Annotated in this window: 1 protein-coding gene; it reads left to right on the forward strand. The window is 53.0% G+C overall.

Annotated features, from left to right (window positions below; all coding sequences use genetic code 11):
* On the forward strand, window positions 1–558 hold a 558-nt coding region (locus AK963_RS34380; protein WP_202969976.1), incomplete at both ends, for a hypothetical protein.

The raw sequence follows: 558 nt of genomic DNA on the forward strand, positions 1-558 counted from the left end.
ACACGGTGGAGAAACCCGGCATCAAGCCCGGCAGTCTGACCGTGACTTATATATCCAACAGCCAGAATAAAACCCTGACCGACCAGGGCAACGGCCTGCTGACCGGCGACGGCAATGGCGCTATCCACTATGCACCGGGAGAATTGAGCTTTCAGCTGGACAACCTGCCCGACAACGGCACCGAGATCCAGGTGGATTATGAAGAAGGCACCAGCGCAGGCGGTCAGGTGAATATTGGCATTGATGGCCAGGGCATTATGAGTGGCACAATTCCCGGTGCGCCGTTATTGCCCGGTTCCATACAACTGCAGTTTCTGGTGGAGCAGTTATCCAATATTGAGAACGATGTATATGGCGAAGATTGGACGAACTACGAAACCAAAAGGAACGTGGCAAAGCAGATCAGCGATGACACAGCGGGTGGCTGGCGTGGCGTAACCGGCGTTATCGATTACCAGACCGGGGATTTTACGGTTCTGGCCTTGCAGGATTACAACTATACAGAATACAGCAATGTCTCTCGCTCTGTTGCTGGTCGCACTTATTACCGGGTAGAAA

Source organism: Endozoicomonas atrinae, assembly GCF_001647025.1.
Taxonomy (GTDB): domain Bacteria; phylum Pseudomonadota; class Gammaproteobacteria; order Pseudomonadales; family Endozoicomonadaceae; genus Endozoicomonas; species Endozoicomonas atrinae.